Source organism: Paenibacillus haidiansis (assembly GCF_036553665.1).
Lineage (GTDB): Bacteria > Bacillota > Bacilli > Paenibacillales > Paenibacillaceae > Fontibacillus > Fontibacillus haidiansis.
In genome coordinates, this window is record NZ_JAZHPZ010000006.1 from 14985 (window position 1) to 35204 (window position 20220).

The following is a 20220-nucleotide window of genomic DNA, read 5'->3' on the forward strand; positions in this document are numbered from 1 at the left end:
TTATTCCTCCCGGGCAAAAAGATGCGACATGAAGGCATCGGACGGCGTGATCGATTCGATACTGCAGGCCCCCTGCTTGTAGTGCAGCTCCCGCTCGCCGTCCATCTCCCGCCTTGCGGTCGGGATCACGAAGCGTTCGTTGTATTTGGCGACCGCAAACAGCCTCGCCATTTCTTCGATTTCCTCCACTGTGATCCCGGCCTCCTGGAGCAGTTTGCCGTGCTTCAAATCGTCGCTTCCGTTGGCGGTGCGATTGCGCATATGCACGCGCATCGCCGTCATTTTCAGCAGCACCTGCCGGATGACCGATGTGTCGCCGGCAGTCAGCAGGGAAGCAAGATATTCCATCGGGATGCGCATCTGATCCACGGCCGGAATATAGTGATCGCTCCGCAGGCCGTCCTCCTCGATATGATTCATAATCGGGCTGAGCGGAGGCACATACCAGACCATCGGAAGCGTCCGGTATTCCGGATGCAGCGGCAGAGCCACCTTCCACTTCATCGCCAGCTTGTAGATCGGCGACCGCTGGGCGGCGTCGATCCAGGCATCGTTGATTCCCGCTTTTCGCGCTTCCTTGATCACGTCCGGATCGAAAGGATCGAGGAATACCGACAGCTGCGATTCGTACAAGTCCTGCGGGTCTTCCGCCGAAGCGGCCGCTTTGACGCGGTCCGCATCGTAGAAGACGACGCCGATATAGCGGATTCTTCCGACGCAGGTTTCCGAGCAGATCGTGGCCATTCCCGCTTCCGTACGAGGATAGCAGAAATTGCATTTCTCCGCCTTATGCGTGTTCCAGTTGTAATACACCTTATGGTAAGGGCAGCCGTTCATGCAGAACCGCCAGCCCCGGCACGCCTCCTGGTCCACCAGCACGATTCCGTCCTCCTCGCGCTTGTACAGGGCTCCCGACGGACAGGAAGCGACGCACGACGGATTGAGGCAATGCTCGCAAATCCGCGGCAGATACATCATGAACGTCTTTTCGTACTCCATGGCGATATGCTCCTGCAGCTTTCGGACATTCGGATCGAGCGGAACGATTTCGCTCCCGCCGGCGAGGTCGTCGTCCCAGTTGGGCCCCCATTCCGGCTTGTCCATATATTCCCCGGTAATCATCGAGACCGGGCGACCAACCGGAAGATGGTTCCGCTTGGGGCTATGAATCAGGTTGTCGTAATCGTAAGTCCAGGGTTCGTAGAAATCGTCGAGGCTCGCCATATTCGGATTGTAGAAAATATTGGCCAGCTTCGTGATCGGTCCTCCCGCCCTCAGCGCCAATTTCCCGTTTCTAAGTACCCAGCCGCCCTTGTACTTTCTTTCGTTCTCCCATTCCTTCGGGTAGCCGGGACCGGGCCGCGTCTCGACGTTGTTGTACCACATGTATTCCGTCCCCGGCCGATTGGTCCAGGTATTCTTGCACGTAACGGAGCAGGTATGGCAGCCGATGCACTTGTCCAAATTCATGACCATGGCGACTTGCGTTTTAATCCTCAAGCCAATCTACCTCCTTCAGCGGACGGATGACGGTCAGCGTGTCCCTCTGATTCCCGGTCGGCCCGTAATAGTTGAATCCGTAGCTCAATTGGGAATACCCGCCGATCATATGGGTCGGCTTCAGCGTAATCCGGGTCACGCTGTTATGCGTGCCGCCGCGCTGCTTCGTAATCGGCGTGCCGGGTACGCCGAGCGTCCGGTCTTGCGCATGGTACATATAGACGACGCCTTCGGGAATCCGGTAGGTCAGCACCGCTCGGGCCACGACTACACCGTTGCGGTTATATACCTCGATCCAGTCGTTATCCTTGATGCCGATGGCGGCGCCGTCCTTCTCGTTCATCCACACCACCTGCCAGCCGCGGAACAGCGTCGACATTTGATTTGTGTCGGTGAACATCGTATGGATCCCCCACTTCTGGTGCGGGGTCAAATAGCGGATCGTCAGCGATTTGCCGTTCTCGGGCACTTCCTTTTCACCTTTGAGAAAAGGAAAATGCTTCAGCGGCGGCAGATAAAGCGGCAGCGCTTCGCCGAAATCGAGCATCATCTCATGATCGAGATAGAAGCTCTGTCTCCCGGTCAGCGTCCGCCACGGGACGCCGTATTCCGTGTTCAGCGTAAACGGCGAATACCTGCGGTTGTCCTTCTCCAGCCCGCTCCAGACGGGAGCGGAGATGGCCTGCCGGGGCTGGGCGGTGATATCGAGCAGCGTAAAAGCGTCCTCCTCGCGGGGCATCGCGATTTCGGCCAGGCTTTTGCCGGTCTTGGCTTCCATCGAGCGCCAGCCTTCCACCGCCCGCTCCCCGTTCGTCGCCCCGGACATGAGCAGAATCGCTTCGATCGCTTGTCTGTCCTCATACAAGTCCGGCTGGCCTTTGCCGATGCCTTCCCGCTTCGAGGCGCCGAGCCGCTCCATCAATTGGGCGTAAACCTTGTCGCCGGGGATTTTGACGCCCTTCGCCCCGTATCCGTTCTTGATATTAGGGCCGATCGCAATCATCTTGCCGTACACATTGGGGTAATCCCGCTGCACAAACAGCAAATGCGGCATCGTTTTCCCCGGAATTGCCTCGGTCTCGCCTTTTCGCCAGTCGCGGATCACCCCGTTGACCTGGGCGACCTCGTCCGGGCTGTCATGGCCCAGCGGAGTCATGACAAGATCCTCGCAGGCGGGAAGATGCTTCTCCGCCAGCTTGGAGAATGTCTTGGCGATTTCCCGGAACGCGTCCCAGTCGCTCTTGCTCTGCCACGGCGGGATAATCGCCGGATTGAACGGATGCACAAACGGATGCATATCCGTACTGCTCAAATCGAACTTCTCGTACCAGGTTGCGGCGGGAAGGACAATGTCCGAGAACAGCCCGCTGCTCGTCATGCGGAAATCCATGCTGACGAACAAATCCGTCTTGCCTTCCGGAGGAATCTCGCTCGTATGCACCGTTTCCGGCTGCCAGGAATGACTGGTGTCCGTGAGTACCGAGTTCTCCGCCCCGATCAAATGCTTGGCGAAATACTCATGGCCTTTCCCGCTGTCCCCGAGCAAATTCGAGCGCCAGTTGAAGAACACCCGAGGGAAATTGTTCGGATCGTCCGGATGCTCGATCGCCCAATCGACCTCCCCTTCCCGGATCATTCTGGCCGCTTCCCGGACGGCCTCGCCGTCGTCGGTAAAACCCTTCTCGCGGATCTCTTTCGCCAGTTCGAGCGAATTCCGGCTGAACTGCGGGAAGGAAGGCAGCCAGCCGAGCCGGACGGCAAGCGCGTTGACGTCCGCCGGATGCATTTTGTTGTAGCGTCCGCCCCATGGTGTTTCCTGGTCTTTGTCTTCCCTCGCCTCATAGCGGAACTGCTCGGTGGCAAAGTAGAAAAACGAGGTGCCGTTCTGCAGCCGGGGCGGCTTGATCCAGTCGCCGGCGAAGGCGATCTGCTGCCAGCCCTCCAGCGGCCGGACCTTCTCCTGGCCCACATAGTGGGCCCAGCCGCCGCCGTTGACGCCTTGCGAGCCCGTGAGCAAAACAAGGTTCAGGATCGCCCGGTAAATCTGGTCGCTGTGGAACCAGTGATTCGTCCCGCCGCCCATGGCGATCATCGATTTCCCGCCGGTAGCGGCCGCGTTTTCGGCAAACTCGCGCGCCACCCGGATGCACTGCGATTTCTTGACGCCCGTAATCGCCTCCTGCCAGGCCGGGGTATAAGGCTTCATATCGTCGTAATCCGCCGGGTAATCGCCGGGCAGTCCTCTCCCGACGCCGGCATGCGCCATCATAAGATCATAGACGGTCGTCACCTTCAGCGTCTTGCCGGCGGCGTCCTCGATATACTTCACCGGCACACCGCGCTGAACGCAAGCCCCGTCCTGTTCGGCAAAGTACGGAAAATCCACGAGCTCCGTTGCGTCAGCGTCGTCGATAAACGACAGCTGGGGATCGATCGCGCTGCCGTCCCCGCGCGTAAGATCGAGATTCCAATCGCTGCCTTGATCCCAACGGAAGCCCTGGCTGCCGTTAGGGATCTCCGGCCGGCCTGCGGAGGCGTCCCACAGCACGGTTTTCCATTCGGCCAGTTCGCTTTCGCCTCCGAGATCCGACACCCGCAGGAACCTGTCGGAGCGTAGGCCGCCCGCCTCATGCTCCCTTAATAGAACCAGAAACGGCAGGTCTGTAAATTTTTTCACATAGCTTTGGAAATAGGGGATTTGCCGATCCGCATAGAACTCCTTGAGAATGACATGCGTCATCGCCATGGCGAGCGCCGCGTCGGTTCCCGCTCTGGCGGGCAGCCAAATGTCGGCGAATTTCTCGTATTCGGCATAATCGGGGCTGACGCCGACGATCTTGGTGCCGTTATATCTGGCCTCCACCATAAAGTGGGCGTCGGGCGAGCGGGTCTGCGGAATATTGGTACCCCAAATAATGAAATATTTCGTGTTGTACCAGTCCCCGCTCTCCGGCACGTCCGTCTGCTCGCCCCACACCTGCGGCGAGGCCGGGGGAAGGTCGGCATACCAGTCGTAAAAGCTGAGGATCGTTCCGCCGATCAGAGACAGAAAACGGGTACCCGCGGCGTAGCTGACCATGGACATGGCGGGGATCGGACTGAAGCCGACGACGCGGTCGGGCCCGTATTTCTTAATGGTATGAATCGTCGCGGCGGCGATGATCTGGCAGGCCGTATCCCAATCTCCGCGCACAAAGCCGCCTTTCCCTCTGGCCTTGACATAGCGCTCCCGCTTCTCCGGATTCCCGGCGATGTTCTCCCATGCGACGACCGGATCCTGGACGATCGCCATTTCCTCCTGCCACATCGCGAGCAGATCGCCGCGGATATACGGGTATTTCACCCGGATCGGACTGTAGGTGTACCACGAGAAGCTGGCGCCGCGCGGGCAGCCCCGCGGCTCGTATTCCGGAAAATCGGCGCCCGTGGTCGGGTAATCCGTTTTCTGCGTTTCCCAAGTAATGATTCCATCCTTGACGAACACATTCCAGCTGCATGAGCCGGTACAGTTGACACCGTGCGTCGACCGCACGACCTTGTCGTGCTGCCAGCGCCCGCGGTACAATCCTTCCCAGTCCCGCGTGCGCGGGCTTTCTTCGGTCCATCCGTCATTGATCGTTTCGCCGCGCTTCAGATATTTCAGCGCCGCGAGCAGCTTGTTCTGTTTCTCGCTCACAGGGACGCTCCTTTCGCGGTGGAATTTCCGGCCGGATTGAACCGTTCCCCGGTCAGCTTGAATGTTCCCCGGCCGGCTTCAAGCTCCTCGGCAAATATGCTCCAGTCGGCGGCATTGCAGGCCGCAAGAATCAGCCGCTGCAAATCGTTCAAGCTGGAAATCCCGCCGATTTCGTCTCTGATCGCCGCCGAAATCACGCCAAAGCGCATTTCTAGCACGGCGAGCAGATCCTCCCGGTCCTGCCGCACAAAAGCTTCCATCTCCGCCTGGTTCATCGCGTTCGCCTTCTTTCGTTAAGATAGAAATGTGAATACGGTACCCTTTAAACCTCCGGCTTCATCATCCGGTAATAATCGGCGATCAGTGCTTTTTTCATCGCCTGCGCCGCCCCTTGAAAAAAAGCCCGGATGCCCGGGTCGCCTGCATCGATCTGTTCCCGGGTGAATCTTTCGCTCACCACTTGCCCCAGTTCTTCTCCGAATCTTAAATACACGGTGACCCCTTGCGGGTCACTTCGTGCACCGGCCTTCACGTCGAACGGATGCAAATGCAGCGGCGTAAGCTCGCTGACGAGCCGCCGGTACAGTGCCGGTTCCGCTAGCTGCAACGGCTTGTCCGGCAGCATCGCCGCCAGCTTATAAGGCTTGCTGCTCATCGTAATGTCCCTCCACATGCCGCTCCAGCATCTCCATTTCATCGCGGTTATGCAGCAGATCGACGACGATCAAGGCCTGGAACCGACTCAGAATTTCCTCCGTAGCCTTGCCGGTCGCGAGCAATTCTTTAATTTCATGTACAATTTCCCGAAGCAAATCGTGATCCCGCTTCAAAGCGAAAATGACGCCGGCAAGCTCGGGTTTGATTTCCAACGCCTCCACATACAAGCCCTCTTCTTCGCTTAACGCATGCTGCAGGGTTCTTGTTTCCCAATGCTCCACCGTGACATATGCCAGTTCGAGCGCCTTATCCTGTTCGCCTTTCCGCAAGCTGCGTTCAAACAACTCCGTCAATTCCCTTGCTTCTTCCAATGCAGCCTCATGAATGGAAGAATGGCTGTCGACATGCCGCAATGCAGGTCCCGACATCGTGCTTCACTTCCTTCCCTGGTTATTGTTTAAGCGTTGCCCATCCCCATTGGATAGGGATACGGATTTCGCTTGAGTCATGTCGCTGAAGATCGCGACGTAATGCTTAACCCCTCCAGGCCGTCCGTCATGGCGGTCACCGAGAGCCATTCCTTGAAGATCTCCCCGTCCGCTTTCCGGTTGACGATCTCGCCCTGCCAGCGTCCGGCGGACTTGAGACTGTCCCAGAACGCTTGTTAAAAAGCTCTATCGTGGTAGCCCGAGCTCAAGATGTTCGGGTTTTTGCCGAGCACCGCCTCCCGTGGATACCCGGTTACTTGGGAAAACGCGCTGTTGACGGTCTGAATGATGCCGCCGGCATCCATCACCATAACAGCGTCCGCGGTAGAATCATAATCTCCGCCCACAGCCGCAGCCTCTCGGTGAAATAAACCCACAGCACGAGAACAAAGCTGGCGAGTGACGCTTCGGACAAAGCCATGAAACCGATGGCGTAATGGCCCGTCAAATCGAACAAAAGCGTCAGCAGCAGCGGCGGGAAAAATCCGCCGAGACCGCCGGCCGCCGAAACGATGCCGTTCGCGATGCCGGCTTGTTTGGCAAAATACAGCGGAACCAGCTTGAATACCGCCCCGTTGCCGATCCCCGCGCACACGGCGACCAGCAGACAGCCGAACGTGAACAGCGGCATCGTTAGTCCAAATGAGAGCAGCACGCCGGACACGGTTAGACCGGCAAATACAAACATCAGGACGATAAACGGATTGGATCTGTCCGACAGCAAGCCGCCGACGGGACGCAGCAGGGTCGCCAGCGCGATAAAGCCCGCGGTTCTCAGGCCGGCATCCACTTTGCTCAACTCAAAATAACCAGCCAGAAAGCCGGGCAAATAAACCGTGAAGGCGACAAAGGAACCGAAGGTAATAAAGTAAAAAATGCTCAAAAACCATAACTTGTCGATTTTGTATACTTGCTTGAACTGGTTGAGCCAGGATTGACGTATTTTCTGCTCGTGTCTGTTGCCCAGCAGTAAATTCAGCAGGGCAAACAGGATCAGCAGCACCAGAAACCATCTCAAGGCCGCCGCCCAGCCGATCCGGTCCGCGAGCAGCGGAGCTCCGAAGGTCGATACCGCGGTACCGATGTTCCCGATGCCGAAAACCCCGTTGACCGTTCCTTGCCGCTCCTTCGGGTAATATTTCGGCAGCGACGTTACACCGATGGAAAAGGTCGCCCCGCCGATTCCCAGAAAAAAGCCGCTGACGATCAGATCAGCGAACGAATCGGCCCGGCTCAAATAGAACACCGGCGCAAGAAGAATCACAAGGCTCGCCGTGAACAATATTCTCGCGCCATAGCGGTTGGTCAGAAAACCGGCCGGAATCCGCAGCAGGGAACCCAGAATCACGGGAATGGCCGTAACCCAAGCCGTTTGTCCCGAAGTCAGCAGGATATCCGCGCTTATGTAAGTGATCAGAGAAGAGAGCAGCACCCAGGCCATGAACGATACGACCAGACTTAAGGTCTGCAGCGGAAGCTGCGCTTTTTTAGTCATGCGGCTATCTCCTTTCTGGAAAGATCTTCTTGTCTTCCATACCCGCCATTTCCCGGTTCTAAACCCATTCCCGATATTAAGGAACAGAGGCGCAGGAGCATAATCCTATTTTTGTCGAGAAAGCAAAGATTATACTTTATGCGCGCACTCTTTCAATGATTGCCCCGCCCGCCGCGCTCACATATCGCGACTCCCCGTGAATATACTTTATTTACAACTACTCTCGCCGTTCTAGGAAGCCATGTGGGGAGGTGCGTATTATTGTCGTCATATGATCCGAATAAATTTAATTTCGTAGTCTCGAAAGAGGATTGGTCGCTGCACCGCAAAGGCTATCAGGATCAGCAGCGCCACCAGGAAAAGGTGCGGGAGGTCATTAAGCAGAACCTGCCGGATCTGGTTACCGAAGAGAACATTATCATGTCGGACGGTAAACAAATCATCAAGGTCCCCCTCCGCAATTTGGAGGAATACCGCTTTATCCATAATTTTCAGAAGCAAAAGCATGTCGGCCAAGGCGACGGGGACAGCGAGGTAGGGGATGTGCTGGCGCAGGATAATGCCAAGGAGCCGGGTAAGGGCGGCAAGGCGGGCGACCAGCCCGGAGCCGATGTGGTGGAAGCGGAAGTCAGCATCGAAGATTTGGAGGATATGCTGTTCGATGAGCTGGAGCTTCCTTTTATCGAGGATAAGGACAAAGAGGAGATGGAGACCGTCTCCTACCGCTTCAACGATATCCGCAAAAAAGGGCTGATGTCCAACATCGACAAAAAGCGGACCATTCTGGAAAACCTCCGCCGCAACGCCACCTCGGGAGAACCGGGCATCCACGGGATTTCTCCCGACGATCTCCGCTATAAGACCTGGGAAGATGTCCGTGTGCCGAGATCGAACGCGGTCATCATCGCGATGATGGATACAAGCGGCAGTATGGGAGCCTTCGAAAAATACTGCGCCCGCAGTTTTTTCTTCTGGATGACCCGATTTTTGCGGCGGCAGTACGAGAAGGTGGAAATTATTTTCCTCGCTCACCATACGGAGGCCAAAGAAGTCAGTGAACAGGATTTCTTTACCCGCGGCGAAAGCGGGGGCACGATCTGCTCCTCGGTTTACCAAAAAGCGCTGGAAATCATCGACGAACGCTATCCTCCATCCAGCTACAATATTTACCCCTTTCATTTCTCGGACGGGGACAATTTGACCTCCGACAACGAGCGCTGCATCCGGCTGATCGGCGAGCTGCTTGAACGCTGCAACCTGTTCGGTTACGGCGAAGTCAACCAGTATAACCGAGGCAGCACGCTGATGTCGGCTTACCGGAATTTGAAGCAGGAAAGATTCATGTACTATGTCATTAAGGAAAAAGCCGAAGTGTACTCGGCGCTGAAGCGGTTTTTCCACAAACGCGAAGAGGGGGAGGTATCGTGACCAACGAGCTTGCCGAGCTGGAATATGCGATCGCGGAAATCATGGAAATCGCCGACGGCTTCGGACTGGACTACTACCCGATGCGCTATGAGATCTGTCCGGCCGATATTATTTACACCTTCGGCGCCTACGGGATGCCTACCCGTTTCTCCCACTGGAGCTTCGGAAAATTGTTCAACAAGATGAAGATGCAGTACGATTTCGGCTTAAGCAAAATCTATGAGCTGGTAATCAACTCCAACCCCTGTTACGCGTTCCTGCTGGAGGGCAATTCCCTGATCCAAAACAAGCTGATCGTTGCGCATGTGCTCGCCCATTGCGATTTTTTCAAAAACAATATGCGCTTCAGCGGCACCAACCGCGATATGGTGGAGAGCATGTCCGCGACCGCGGAGCGGATCGGCCAATATGAACTCGCGTACGGCGCCGAAACCGTCGAAGCCTTCATCGATGCGGTGCTGGGGATTCAGGAGCACGTGGACCCGCAGCTTATCAAACCGATGCGCTACGACAAACGCCGGCAGATGGAAGAGAAATTGCGCCGGGCGAAAGAATCGCGGCAGGAGCCTCCCCGGTTCGGAAAGTACGATGATCTCTGGGCGCTCGATGCGCCCGGAGCCGGAGGCGGGTCCGGGGGCAATTTGGGGACGGGGGCAGGCGGCGCGGGAAAAGGCAAATCGGCCGGATCCGGGCTGTTTCCGCCGGAGCCGGAAAAGGATATCGTCTGGTTTATTCAGGAATACAGCGAAACGCTGGAGGATTGGCAGCGCGATATCATGAGCATGCTGCGCGAGGAAATGCTGTACTTCTGGCCGCAAATGGAGACCAAAATCATGAATGAAGGCTGGGCCTCCTACTGGCATCAGCGTATCCTGCGCGAGCTGGATCTCACCAGCGAGGAAACGATCGAGTTCGCCAAGCTCAACGCTTCGGTCGTTCAACCTTCCCGGCACAGCCTGAATCCTTACTATCTCGGACTGAAAATATTCGAGGACATCGAGCGGCGCTGGGACCATCCGACCGCGGAGGAAGTATCCCGGTTCGGCCGGGAACCGGGCAAAGGCCGGGAGAAAATATTCGAGATCCGCGAGCTCGACTCCGATATTTCCTTTATCCGCAGCTACTTGACCAAAGATCTAGTCCGCGATCTGGACTTGTATATTTTCGAGAAGACCGGACCGGAATGGAAAATCACCGACAAGTCCTGGGAAAACATCCGCGACCAGTTGGTTGCCTCCCGCGTCAACGGAGGCTCTCCTTACATCGTCGTCAAGGACGGCGATTACCACCGGAGCGGTGAACTGCTGCTCAAGCACCAATACGAAGGCCTTGAGCTGGATTTGAAATATTTGGAGCGGACGCTGCCATACGTCTTCCGCCTCTGGGGAAGACCGGTTCATCTGGAGACGGTCGTCGAGGACAAAACGGCGCTGTTCAGTTACGATGGGGAAAAACATTACCGGAAGATATTGTAAGTGGCGACAGAGGCATCAGAGTAATCGAATTAACTGGAAAATATCCAGTTAATTTTAACCTCTGATTAAATTTGGGCGATTTAACTGTAGAACCTACAGCTAATTTCCGGCCTTCCGGGCAAATAGCCCGGAACGGAGATAAATAGCTGTAGGTTTTCCTGTTAATTGCAGCCGAGGCGGTATTTCCGGGAAATTAACTGTAGGAAATACAGTTAATTTAATCGCGAGGCTTGCGCTAGCCGCCGGACTCACCGATCGTTGTGGCCATGGGTCCACCCACCGTGAGCCCATGGCTGGCTCACGCGGGCCGTATTAGGCCTGCCGTATTGGCAACGATGACCGCCTTGGTCACGAGACTCGCAGGGGTGTCGTGGAGCGCGGCACCTCTATCGCCTTACTGCGACTTTCCGTTTTTGATCCACTCCGCGATGTTGACGGTGCGTTTGGCCTGATGAACGACGGCGTCCTGCAGATTCTCCCGAATCTGGCCGTCCTGCTCGACCGTGGCGCTTGTTCCGTACGGGTTCCCGCCGGATGTAAAGGTCGCCGCGTCGGTATAGCCGGGAGCCGCAATGATCGCGCCCCAGTGATACATCGTCGTATACAGCGACAAGATGGTCGCTTCCTGGCCCCCGTGCGGATTGCTGGCGCTGGACATCGCACTCACCACTTTATTGGCCAGCTTGCCTTGCGCCCACAGGCCGCCCGTCGTGTCCAGGAATTGCTTCATTTGCGAAGGCACATTGCCGAAGCGGGTCGGCATGCTGAAAATGATCGCGTCGGCCCAGACAAGGTCGTCCAAAGTGGCGACGGGCACATCCTTGGCCTCCTCCACATGCGCCTTCCAGGCCGGATTGCTGCTGATCGCCGATTGCGGAGCGAGCTCCTCCACCTTCAGCAGCTTCACCTCGGCCCCCGCCGATTTTCCGGCATCGGCCGCCCATCCGGCCATTTTATAATTAGTGCCTGTCGAACTGTAATAGATGACCGCCAAATTAATTTTTCCCATGGTCAAGTCCCCTCCTTCGGAATTGGAAGTTTCCCAAATAAATTAACCAGATTTGACGGTTTGGATTCCGGATTCCGGCATAAAAAAGCCCGCCGACAACTTGTATCGACAGGCGATAAAACACTTTACGCGGGAAGCATCCGCCGCTTTAGCGGTTCAGCAAACTACCCACATAGCGCAGCAGTTCGTTTGCGCATACCGGGCAATATCCGTGTTCGTCGATCAGCCGCTTGCTGACCTCGTTGATGCGTTTGAGCTGGTTTTCATCCGGCGTTTTGGTCGAAGTCGTGATCTTGACGATATCTTTCAGATCGGCGAACAGCTTCTTTTCGATCGCTTCGCGCAGCCGGTCATGGTGATTGTATTCGAATTTCCGCCCTTTGCGGGAATAGGCCGAAATCCGGATCAAAATTTCCTCGCGGAACGCCTTTTTGGCGTTTTCCGAGATGCCGATCTGCTCTTCGATCGAGCGCATCAGCCGTTCATCCGGGTCCATCTCTTCATCGGTCAACGGATCGCGGATTTTCGTCCAGTTGCAGAACGCCTCGATATTGTCGAGGTAATTCTCGAACAGCGTTTTGGCCGATTCTTCGAAAGAGTACACAAACGCCTTCTGGACTTCCTTCTTGGCGAGCTCATCGTATTCCTTGCGGGCGATACTGATGAAATTGAGGTAGCGCTCACGCTCCTCTTTCGTGATCGACGCATGCTGGTCGAGTCCGTCCTTGATCGCCCGAAGAATATCCAGCGCGCCCATGCAATGCACATCCTGCTTGATCAGCGCACTCGAAATCCGGTTGATGACATAGCGCGGGTCGACGCCGGACATGCCTTCCTCCAGGTACTCGTTCTGCAGTTCCTTGAGGTCGGCATCCTTGTACCCTTCGACTTCCTCCCCGTCGTACAGCCGCATCTTCTTCACCAGGTCGACGCCCTGCTTCTTCGTTTCCTTGAGCCGGGTCAAAATAGAAAAAATCGCCGCGGAACGCAGGGCGTGCGGGGCAATGTGCACATGGTTCATATCGCTCTGACCGATCAGCTTGGCGTATATTTTCTCCTCTTGGGAAACTTTGAGATTGTATGGAATCGGCATGACAATCATCCGCGATTGCAAGGCCTCATTTTTTTTGTTGGCAATAAACGCTTTATATTCCGATTCGTTCGTATGAGCCACAATCAGCTCATCCGCGCTGATCAGCGCGAATCTCCCCGCCTTGAAATTGCCTTCCTGGGTAAGGGACAGCAAATTCCACAAAAATTTCTCGTCGCATTTCAGCATTTCCTGAAATTCCATCAAACCGCGATTCGCTTTGTTAAGTTCCCCGTCAAACCGGTAGGCTCTGGGGTCGGACTCCGAGCCGTATTCCGTAATCGTTGAAAAATCAATGCTTCCCGTCAGATCGGCGATATCCTGGGATTTGGGATCGGACGGGCTGAACGTGCCGATACCGACGCGCCCTTCTTCGGACAAAAGCACCCGTTCAACGGCGACCCGCTCGATATCCCCGTTATACTCGGTCTTCAGCCGCATCTGGCACACCGGGCACAAATTTCCCTCGATCCGCACGCCGAGCTCCTTCTCTACATCGGGTCTAAGCTCATGCGGAACCAAATGCAGGGGGTCCTCATGCATCGGGCAGCCGGATATGGCGTAGACGGCCCCTTGATCCGTGCGCGAAAATTTCTCGAGCCCCCGCTTCAGCATCGTCACCAGCGTCGATTTGCCGCCGCTGACCGGGCCCATCAGCAGCAGGATCCGCTTGCGGACATCGAGCCGCCTGGCCGCCGAGTGAAAGTATTCCTCCACCAGCTTCTCCACCGCGCGGTCCAACCCGAAAATTTCCTGCTCAAAAAATTTATACCTTTTTCGGCCGTTCACTTCCTCCACGCCGTAAGACTCGATCATGGCATAGACCCGGGCATGGGCAGTCATGGCCGGCGTAGGGTCTTTGGCGAGCAGCTCGATGTATTGCTTGAATGTGCCGTTCCAGACAAGCGAATCGCTTTCCGCCCGGTATGCCGCTATACGTTCAAAAATGTCCATGTTAGGTACCTCCTGTACTTTCGCTTGGTGTACTCTGTTTCCCCGTTAGTGATCCTGGCTGAAATCTGGGCTCAAGCATCATCATCTTTGGATAACGTAACGCAATACCTTACACATGTTGTCAATGGGCGGCTAATCGCCGCGTTTTTTGGAAAAAGGGTATTACATAATTATGCGGAGCGAGCGGATAAGTTGACCTGAGGATATGATATAATTTTTCTATATAGATTATTGCAAAGGGAGATCGTGATGGCTGTACAGCATGAGACGGAACTGTACGCGCCGCTCAAGGCGTTTTTCGAGGCACGGGGGTACACGGTCAGAAGCGAAGTGCGCCACTGCGATTTGGTCGGCGTTTCGGCGGATAGCGACGAGCCGCTGATTGTGGAAATGAAAAAGACGTTCAACCTTCCTCTGCTTCTGCAGGGACTGGAGCGGCAGCGGCTAAGCTCCGAGGTCTATCTCGCCGTGGAGCGCAACCGGAGCAAGCGTGGAGCCCACAATCAGCGCTGGAGCGAGATTACGACTTTGTGCCGCAGGCTCGGACTAGGCCTCATTACCGTCACCCGGTACAAGACGAAGGCTCCGTTCGTTGAAATCCTCTGCGCTCCCGGCGATAAGGAAGCCCTCCAGGCCCCAAAGGTGATCAAAAGGCGGGCCTCCAGACTGCTGTACGAATTCAACGAGCGCAGCGGGGATTACAACGTCGGCGGCAGCAATGGTACCAAGCTGGTCACCGCCTACCGGGAAAAGGCGCTCCGCGTCGCCCTGGCGCTCGAAGGGGGCGGCGAACTGGCGCCGCGCGAAATTCGCGAGATGAGCGGCGTCGGCAACGCCGCCGACATCCTGCAGAAAAATTACTACGGCTGGTTCACCCGGATATCCCGCGGCCGGTATGCCCTTACGCCGCAAGGAGCCGCTGGCCTGGCGCAGTACCGCGGCGTCGTCGACGGCTGGGCGGAAGCGGCAGCCGGCCGCACGCCCGGTAAGGACGCGCCGCCTGAAGACAACCTCCGGCTCTGAGGCAGAGCCGGAGCTCTTTCAGGCCTCCGGCGGCCCGGAGCGCGCGGTAAATTCGCCCAGCGCCTCGGCGATCCGGGCCATGCCGGCGGTGATCGAGGCTTCGTTATGCCCCGCATAACGAAGGCCGATTATGCTGCCGGCGGCGGTTTCGGCTGCGACCGCCGCCGCCTCGCTTCCTTCCGGAGCGGAATAGCGCGAACCCGGCAGGAAGGCGACCCCTTTCGGCAGCGAGGCCCGGAGCAGCGCCTCCGCATTCAGCCCCTGCGGCAGGGTAATCCACAGAATGCCTTCATTCTCGGCTTCGGTGGCTTCCGGGGCTTCCGGGGCTTCAGCGGCTTCGGCGGGCTTCACCCCCCGCCAAACCTCATCTTTTAACAGATCAAGCATGATCCGGCGTCCCGACGCCGATGCAACGTCCCCTTCCTTCTCGCGCTTCCCTCCCCCGCTTACTTCAGACGATTCAGGGCCGGCCGCTTCGGCAAATGATATAAACGTCCCTTCCTTCAGACAGTCCTCCACTTGAGATTTCAAAAATCCCGGCAAATGATCGACAATCCTACTAAGCCATATTTCCATCATCGCACCTCCAGAATTTGCTTCATAGGCCGATTGTACCCGAGGACAAATTTGACGGGCAACAGCCGCGGTTCAGCCCCATTTTTGCGGCGACTTTTTGCGGATTTTGCCGCGGGCTGGCTAAATCTAGTCTTTTTTGCGATAATAGGAACCTCGTGATAGAATGTAGTCTTGTAATAACAACCCAGAGGTGATTCACATGACCAATTCCGCGGAACCCGCAAGCGAAACTCCGCGCAGAACAAGGCGGAGGACTTCTCCGTTACTGATTATCCTGATTTGGCTATTGCTCATCGGAGCGGGCGCGGCATCCGCTTATTTATACAGCAATCATTTAAAAGAAACGATGATGTCGGAGTTGGATGCGAAATGGCAGGCCCGGACGGAAGAGCTCAAAGCCGACTACACGGCGCAATTGACCGCCTTAAGCGGCGAGGTCAGCACTTTGGAGAGCAAAGTGGAGACGTTCAATGAACTGCTCGAATTCACCAAAGACAATACGACCGACAAAACGGACAACAGCAATAAGCTGTACACCCAACTGAACGAAGTCAAAAAACAGCTCGCCGAGCTGCAGAAGAAGATGGATTTGCTGAAATGATGACGTCGGCCAAGCAAATTAACCGTTTCTTTTTGCTGGCGACTGGACCGCTGCTCGGCCTGCTCATCGCACTGCTCATCGGCGGAGCCGGAGGCATCGATTGGAGCCGGAGTCCGGAGAGCTTCGCCCCGGAGACGGATATTCCGCAAATGGCGGGAAATATCGGCCAGCAGCTTGATAACGCGGAGAGCGCCGCCAAATTGACCGCCGCCTCAATCAAGGAAACCACGGACCTGTACCAGATGACGACTACGACGATATCGGCGATCGTGACGAGCGCGCAGCAGACCGCCAAGCAGCCGGAAACCATATATAACAAGCGGATTACGAAGAAGCTGGGAACGCCTTATCAGACGATTCAAAGCGATAAGATCCGGATCGAATTGTACAAGGTCAATCCGGGCACATACAAAGGCTATGCCATGAAGGTCAAGCTGAAATCGCCCGATGCGATGAAAATGACGCTCGGCAAAGACAAGCTTGGCGGCGCCGAAACGACGCTCCGGGCGGTGGAGCGGCATGGCGCGGTGGCCGGGATCAATGCCGGCGGGTTCGCCGATTCCGGCGGGAAACGTTACCCGCTGAGTACCACGATGTTAAACGGCAAATACTTAACCGGCTTTCAGCCGACGTATAAGGATTTGTTTTTTGTCGGAATGAGCAAATCGGGAAAACTAATCGGAGGGAAATTTAAGAAGCAAAGCGATTTGGACAAGCTTGATCCTTCCTTCGGGGCTTCCTTTGTGCCGATACTGCTGAAGAACGGGGTGAAGACGGCGATCCCGAAAAAATGGCAGACCTCGCCGCTCCGGGCACCGCGTACGGTGATCGGCAATTACAAGGACGATCAGCTGCTGGTCCTCGTCATCGACGGACGGGATGAGAACGGCAGCTCCGGAGCCACGCTGACCGAGCTGCAAAGTAAATTGTTCAATATGGGCGTCCAGAACGCCTATAATCTCGATGGAGGCGGCTCTTCATCGCTCGTCGTCAACGGACGGGTCGTCAACAAGCCTTCGGACGGCCAGCTCCGGCCGGTACCGACGCACTTTTTGTTTTTTAAATAACAACAATTACAACCCAATGCACAATCGCTACTTTTTGTCTATGAAATAATTCATAATATGATTTATTTTTAGGAAAGAGACGGTTATAATAGGAGCAGTAGCTTATCGCGGAGGTGCTGACCATGACTTTTTCGGTTACATTTTGGATTATTACCGTCGTGTTCGCCATGTTACTGTGCGGTATCTTAACCGCAGCTTACAATGATGACAAAACAAAAGGCCTGTAATAAATGAGCTTCCCCCCGCGGGAAGCTTATTTATTACAGGCTGAATTTGGCGGATGTTATTATTTTCATCCGCAGAGCGCGCGACAAGAGAGCGGCCCCAGTGCGGATACGGCTTAACGTTACGAATCAATTAATGGACTAAGTCAGCTGGTTCATTTCAACCAGACATTGATTGCAAATGGAACGTTCCTTGAAATCGCTCACTTGTTCCATCGAGCCGCAGAACACGCATTTCGGACGATATCGCTCCAGGATGATATGGTCTCCCTGAACCAAAATTTCGACAGGGTCGCCTTCATTCATCTGGTATCTTTTGCGCAATGATTTGGGCAAGACGATTCTTCCCAGCTGATCCACTTTACGGACTACGCCAGCAGGTTTCATAAGTACACCTCTCCTGAAAAAAATATTATGTAAAAATAGAACCAAATACCTATTCCCTTTTATATTTCGCTATTTTTTTCAGTATTCCTGCTGCTCCGCTAATCTTAAACGTATTTAATTATTTTGGCCGGATTTCCTCCGACGACCGCGCCGGCCGGTACATCCTTCGTCACGACCGCCCCCGCCGCGATCACAGCATTATCGCCGATCGTAACGCCAGGCACGATGACGGCGCGTCCGCCAATCCATACATTGTTCCCGATCGTAACCGGCTTGCCGAATTCGGCTCCGGAGTTCCGTTCGTCGGGATTCAAGGGATGGGCCGCCGTATATATATGTACGCCCGGTGCCATAAAGCAATTGTCCCCAATGCGAACTTCGCAAACATCCAGGATCACGCAGTCAAAATTAGCGTAAAAATTGTTCCCTACATATATATTTGATCCGTAATCGCAGCGGAACGTCGGCTCGATATAAATCTGCTCGCCGCTGGCGCCGAACAACTGCTTCAAAATCGTCTTCCGCTCATCTCTTTCATCCTCCCGGGTCTGGTTATACAACCGGGTGAGCTTGCGGGCATTCAACCGCTCCGCCGTAAGCTGCTCATCGCTGGCATCGTACCACTCACCGGCCAGCATTTTTTGTTTTTCCGTATGCAATTGAGACATTTCAGTACCCTCCAAAAGTTGTTAGTAAGTCGGTAATCCTTCCGGCATACCGGCGCTTAAGCTTGTCTATTCCATCCCCGGAAAATCAAGCTGCCGCAGCGCTTCGTACACGATGATCGCCGCCGAGTTGGACAAATTGAGCGATCTGACCTTATCCGTCATCGGCATCCGCATCGTCGTCTCGGGATGGGCTTCCAGTATTTCCGGCGCCAGGCCCTTCGTTTCTTTTCCGAAAACCAAAAAATCGCCGTCCTGGAACGCAATATCCGAATACCGCCGCTTCGCCTTGGTCGTCGCGAAGAAGAACCGGCTGCCGCTGTATTTCTCCTCGACCTCGCGGAAGGAATCGTGGTATTCAATATTTACGGCGTACCAGTAATCCAGGCCCGCCCTTTTCATCGTTTTGTCGTCGGTCCGAAATCCAAGCGGGCGCACCAAATGAAGATAGGTTCCCGTCGCCGCGCACGTTCTCGCGATATTTCCGGTATTCGCCGGGATTTCCGGCTCCACTAGTACAATATGCAATGCCATGTTGATCAACACCTCGAATATTTTCTGAACTCACATTTTACTATTATACCAGTTTATCGGCTAAAACCGCAGCAGAAGAAAAACGGAAGCGCGAATAACAAAAAAAGCGGGGCGAAGGTTGCCCTCCGCCGCCGCTTGTACTTGGCGATTACCGCTTCGCCTTTAGCCGTTCGCTTTCTGGAACTCCGTCATGAAATCGGTCAGCGCTTTTACGCTCTCATAAGGAACCGCGTTGTAAATGGAGGCGCGCAGACCGCCGACGCTGCGATGGCCTTTCAGACCGACGAAGCCTTCCAGCTCCGATTGTTTGATGAATTGCTTCTCCAGCTCCTCGGACGCGAGGCGGAAGGTCACGTTCATGATCGAGCGGTCGGCCTTGTTCGCGCAGCCGCGGAAGAATCCGCCGCTGGCATCGATCGTTTGATACAAAAGATCCGCTTTCTCACGGTTCTTTTGCTCGATGCCCTTCAGGGAGCCTTGTTCCTCGATCCATTTCAATACTTCATTTACCATATAAATCGCAAAGGATGGCGGGGTGTTATAAAGCGAGTTGTTCTCCGCATGCGTATCGTACCGGAAATAAGTCGGCAGATGCTTCGGAGAATTTTGCAGCAATTCTTCCCGGGCAATAACGACCGTTACGCCGGAAGGTCCAAGATTTTTCTGTGCGCCCGCGTACACAAGGCCGAATTGGGTCAGATCGAACGGACGGCTCAAAATATCGCTGGACATATCCGAGATGAGCGGCACGCTGCCGGTATCCGGATAGGATTGGAACTGGGTGCCTTCGATCGTTTCATTGGACGTAACGTGCAGGTAAGCCGCATTATCCGGAAGCGACACTTGGCTGAGATCCGGAATCGACATGTATTTGTCTTCTTCGGAAGACGCAGCGACAAACGTATCTCCGATCAGTTTGGCTTCCTTGATCGCCTTATTGGCCCAGCTTCCCGTCTTCACATAACCTGCCGTCTTGCCTTCGGTCAGAAGGTTCATCGGCAGCATGGCGAATTGCGTTGTTGCTCCGCCTTGCAGGAACAGCACTTTGTAACCTTGCGGATTGCCGAACAGGTTCAGCAAACGGCTCGCCGCTTCATTGTGAACCTCTTCATATACCTTGCCGCGGTGGGACATCTCCATAATCGACATCCCCGTACCCTTGAAATCGACAAATTCAGCTTGCGCCCGTTCCAGTACCGCCAGCGGCAGAGCGGCCGGTCCGGCATTAAAGTTATAAGCTCTCTTACTCACTACTTCCCCCATCCTTTCTCTTCCGTGTCTCGTAAGGTTCTACGTTTTAAGGTTTATCATAGCAACTATTCTATTTTCCAGCAAGCTGATATTTCGCCAAAAACTATTGGTTTGCAGAAT

20 protein-coding genes are annotated in these 20220 nt (G+C 55.3%); 6 read left to right on the forward strand and 14 right to left on the reverse strand.

The genetic code is table 11. From position 1 onward, the window contains the following. Genes narH through V3851_RS13560 form a run of 5 tightly spaced genes read right to left on the reverse strand, consistent with a single transcriptional unit; the run spans position 1 to position 6261 of the window. Complete coding sequence (gene narH, locus V3851_RS13540) at positions 1 to 1500, reverse strand: nitrate reductase subunit beta (RefSeq protein ID WP_331847086.1); 1500 nt, start codon at positions 1498 to 1500, stop codon at positions 1 to 3. Further along, complete coding sequence (locus V3851_RS13545) at positions 1490 to 5176, reverse strand: nitrate reductase subunit alpha (RefSeq protein WP_331847087.1); 3687 nt, start codon at positions 5174 to 5176, stop codon at positions 1490 to 1492. Before V3851_RS13545 ends, narH begins: the two co-directional genes overlap by 11 nt. Next, positions 5173 to 5451, reverse strand: coding sequence for a hypothetical protein (locus tag V3851_RS13550; protein WP_331847088.1), 279 nt, complete (start codon positions 5449 to 5451; stop codon positions 5173 to 5175). Before V3851_RS13550 ends, V3851_RS13545 begins: the two co-directional genes overlap by 4 nt. Before the next feature lie 47 nt (positions 5452 to 5498). After that, positions 5499 to 5831 carry a hypothetical protein gene (locus V3851_RS13555; protein WP_331847089.1) on the reverse strand — a complete coding sequence of 111 codons (333 nt, stop codon included), beginning with the start codon at positions 5829 to 5831 and terminating at the stop codon, positions 5499 to 5501. Next, a complete protein-coding gene (locus tag V3851_RS13560; protein ID WP_331847090.1) occupies positions 5812 to 6261 on the reverse strand; it encodes a hypothetical protein in 450 nt (149 codons plus the stop codon). The genes V3851_RS13555 and V3851_RS13560 overlap by 20 nt, the downstream gene beginning before the upstream one ends. 72 nt (positions 6262 to 6333) lie before the next feature. Between V3851_RS13560 and V3851_RS13565 the strand changes: the two genes are divergently transcribed. Continuing rightward, complete coding sequence (locus V3851_RS13565) at positions 6334 to 6501, forward strand: hypothetical protein (RefSeq protein WP_331847091.1); 168 nt, start codon at positions 6334 to 6336, stop codon at positions 6499 to 6501. Here V3851_RS13565 and V3851_RS13570 read toward each other — a convergent pair. Both V3851_RS13570 and V3851_RS13575 read right to left on the reverse strand, forming a co-directional pair. Further along, on the reverse strand, positions 6498 to 6668 hold the full coding sequence (locus tag V3851_RS13570) for a PAS domain-containing protein (protein ID WP_331847092.1): 171 nt from the start codon (positions 6666 to 6668) through the stop codon (positions 6498 to 6500). The two genes, V3851_RS13565 and V3851_RS13570, sit on opposite strands and share 4 nt — an antisense overlap. Continuing rightward, positions 6626 to 7816, reverse strand: a complete 1191-nt coding sequence (locus tag V3851_RS13575) for a nitrate/nitrite transporter (RefSeq protein WP_331847093.1) — start codon at positions 7814 to 7816, stop codon at positions 6626 to 6628. The genes V3851_RS13570 and V3851_RS13575 overlap by 43 nt, the downstream gene beginning before the upstream one ends. Before the next feature lie 261 nt (positions 7817 to 8077). On the opposite strand from V3851_RS13575, the gene yhbH reads away from it, so the two are divergent. Beyond that, positions 8078 to 9244: a sporulation protein YhbH gene (gene yhbH / locus V3851_RS13580; protein WP_331847094.1), complete on the forward strand. Its 1167-nt coding sequence runs from the start codon at positions 8078 to 8080 to the stop codon at positions 9242 to 9244. Between the two features lie 41 nt (positions 9245 to 9285). Then, the gene (locus V3851_RS13585; protein WP_414859316.1) at positions 9286 to 10719 is read left to right on the forward strand and encodes a SpoVR family protein; all 1434 of its coding nucleotides are present in this window, start codon (positions 9286 to 9288) and stop codon (positions 10717 to 10719) included. Positions 10720 to 11113: 394 nt separating this feature from the next. Here V3851_RS13585 and wrbA read toward each other — a convergent pair whose 3' ends face one another. Beyond that, a complete protein-coding gene (gene wrbA, locus V3851_RS13590) occupies positions 11114 to 11728 on the reverse strand; it encodes an NAD(P)H:quinone oxidoreductase (protein ID WP_331847096.1) in 615 nt (204 codons plus the stop codon). Between the two features lie 148 nt (positions 11729 to 11876). After that, complete coding sequence (locus tag V3851_RS13595) at positions 11877 to 13772, reverse strand: PrkA family serine protein kinase (protein ID WP_331847097.1); 1896 nt, start codon at positions 13770 to 13772, stop codon at positions 11877 to 11879. Between the two features lie 249 nt (positions 13773 to 14021). Between V3851_RS13595 and V3851_RS13600 the strand changes: the two genes are divergently transcribed. Next, a complete protein-coding gene (locus V3851_RS13600; protein WP_331847098.1) occupies positions 14022 to 14795 on the forward strand; it encodes a DUF2161 domain-containing phosphodiesterase in 774 nt (257 codons plus the stop codon). Positions 14796 to 14813: 18 nt separating this feature from the next. Here the strand turns inward: V3851_RS13600 and V3851_RS13605 are convergent, their stop codons facing one another. Then, positions 14814 to 15374 carry a hypothetical protein gene (locus tag V3851_RS13605; protein WP_331847099.1) on the reverse strand — a complete coding sequence of 187 codons (561 nt, stop codon included), beginning with the start codon at positions 15372 to 15374 and terminating at the stop codon, positions 14814 to 14816. A 196-nt stretch (positions 15375 to 15570) separates the two neighbouring features. Here V3851_RS13605 and V3851_RS13610 point away from each other — a divergent pair, with 196 nt between their 5' ends. Continuing rightward, on the forward strand, positions 15571 to 15972 hold the full coding sequence (locus V3851_RS13610; RefSeq protein WP_331847100.1) for a hypothetical protein: 402 nt from the start codon (positions 15571 to 15573) through the stop codon (positions 15970 to 15972). Continuing rightward, complete coding sequence (locus V3851_RS13615) at positions 15969 to 17039, forward strand: phosphodiester glycosidase family protein (RefSeq protein WP_331847101.1); 1071 nt, start codon at positions 15969 to 15971, stop codon at positions 17037 to 17039. The genes V3851_RS13610 and V3851_RS13615 overlap by 4 nt, the downstream gene beginning before the upstream one ends. A 365-nt stretch (positions 17040 to 17404) precedes the next feature. Here the strand turns inward: V3851_RS13615 and V3851_RS13620 are convergent, their stop codons facing one another. The 4 genes from V3851_RS13620 to serC all read right to left on the reverse strand — a co-directional run bounded on the left by V3851_RS13620 (position 17405) and on the right by serC (position 20100). Then, positions 17405 to 17650, reverse strand: a complete 246-nt coding sequence (locus V3851_RS13620) for an AbrB/MazE/SpoVT family DNA-binding domain-containing protein (RefSeq protein WP_331847102.1) — start codon at positions 17648 to 17650, stop codon at positions 17405 to 17407. Positions 17651 to 17754: 104 nt separating this feature from the next. Then, positions 17755 to 18309, reverse strand: coding sequence for a maltose acetyltransferase domain-containing protein (locus V3851_RS13625; protein WP_331847355.1), 555 nt, complete (start codon positions 18307 to 18309; stop codon positions 17755 to 17757). Between the two features lie 75 nt (positions 18310 to 18384). Then, entirely contained in the window at positions 18385 to 18849 is a 465-nt protein-coding gene (trmL, locus tag V3851_RS13630) for a tRNA (uridine(34)/cytosine(34)/5-carboxymethylaminomethyluridine(34)-2'-O)-methyltransferase TrmL (RefSeq protein ID WP_331847103.1), read from the reverse strand. A gap of 162 nt (positions 18850 to 19011) precedes the next feature. Beyond that, positions 19012 to 20100 (reverse strand): 3-phosphoserine/phosphohydroxythreonine transaminase, encoded by a 1089-nt coding sequence (gene serC / locus V3851_RS13635; protein WP_331847104.1) that lies wholly within the window; start codon positions 20098 to 20100, stop codon positions 19012 to 19014. Between the last annotated feature and the right edge of the window lie 120 nt (positions 20101 to 20220).

Excerpts from the sequence above, each read along its gene's own strand:
- V3851_RS13575 (WP_331847093.1), bottom strand. The coding sequence starts at position 7,816 with ATGACTAAAAAAGCGCAGCTTCCGCTGCAGACCTTAAGTCTGGTCGTA.
- V3851_RS13605 (WP_331847099.1), bottom strand. The coding sequence starts at position 15,374 with ATGATGGAAATATGGCTTAGTAGGATTGTCGATCATTTGCCGGGATTT.
- V3851_RS13585 (WP_414859316.1), top strand. The coding sequence starts at position 9,286 with ATGGAAATCGCCGACGGCTTCGGACTGGACTACTACCCGATGCGCTAT.
- V3851_RS13560 (WP_331847090.1), bottom strand. The coding sequence starts at position 6,261 with ATGTCGGGACCTGCATTGCGGCATGTCGACAGCCATTCTTCCATTCAT.
- wrbA (WP_331847096.1), bottom strand. The coding sequence starts at position 11,728 with ATGGGAAAAATTAATTTGGCGGTCATCTATTACAGTTCGACAGGCACT.
- trmL (WP_331847103.1), bottom strand. The coding sequence starts at position 18,849 with ATGGCATTGCATATTGTACTAGTGGAGCCGGAAATCCCGGCGAATACC.
- V3851_RS13600 (WP_331847098.1), top strand. The coding sequence starts at position 14,022 with ATGGCTGTACAGCATGAGACGGAACTGTACGCGCCGCTCAAGGCGTTT.
- V3851_RS13550 (WP_331847088.1), bottom strand. The coding sequence starts at position 5,451 with ATGAACCAGGCGGAGATGGAAGCTTTTGTGCGGCAGGACCGGGAGGAT.
- V3851_RS13555 (WP_331847089.1), bottom strand. The coding sequence starts at position 5,831 with ATGAGCAGCAAGCCTTATAAGCTGGCGGCGATGCTGCCGGACAAGCCG.
- V3851_RS13595 (WP_331847097.1), bottom strand. The coding sequence starts at position 13,772 with ATGGACATTTTTGAACGTATAGCGGCATACCGGGCGGAAAGCGATTCG.
- V3851_RS13615 (WP_331847101.1), top strand. The coding sequence starts at position 15,969 with ATGATGACGTCGGCCAAGCAAATTAACCGTTTCTTTTTGCTGGCGACT.
- V3851_RS13610 (WP_331847100.1), top strand. The coding sequence starts at position 15,571 with ATGACCAATTCCGCGGAACCCGCAAGCGAAACTCCGCGCAGAACAAGG.
- V3851_RS13620 (WP_331847102.1), bottom strand. The coding sequence starts at position 17,650 with ATGAAACCTGCTGGCGTAGTCCGTAAAGTGGATCAGCTGGGAAGAATC.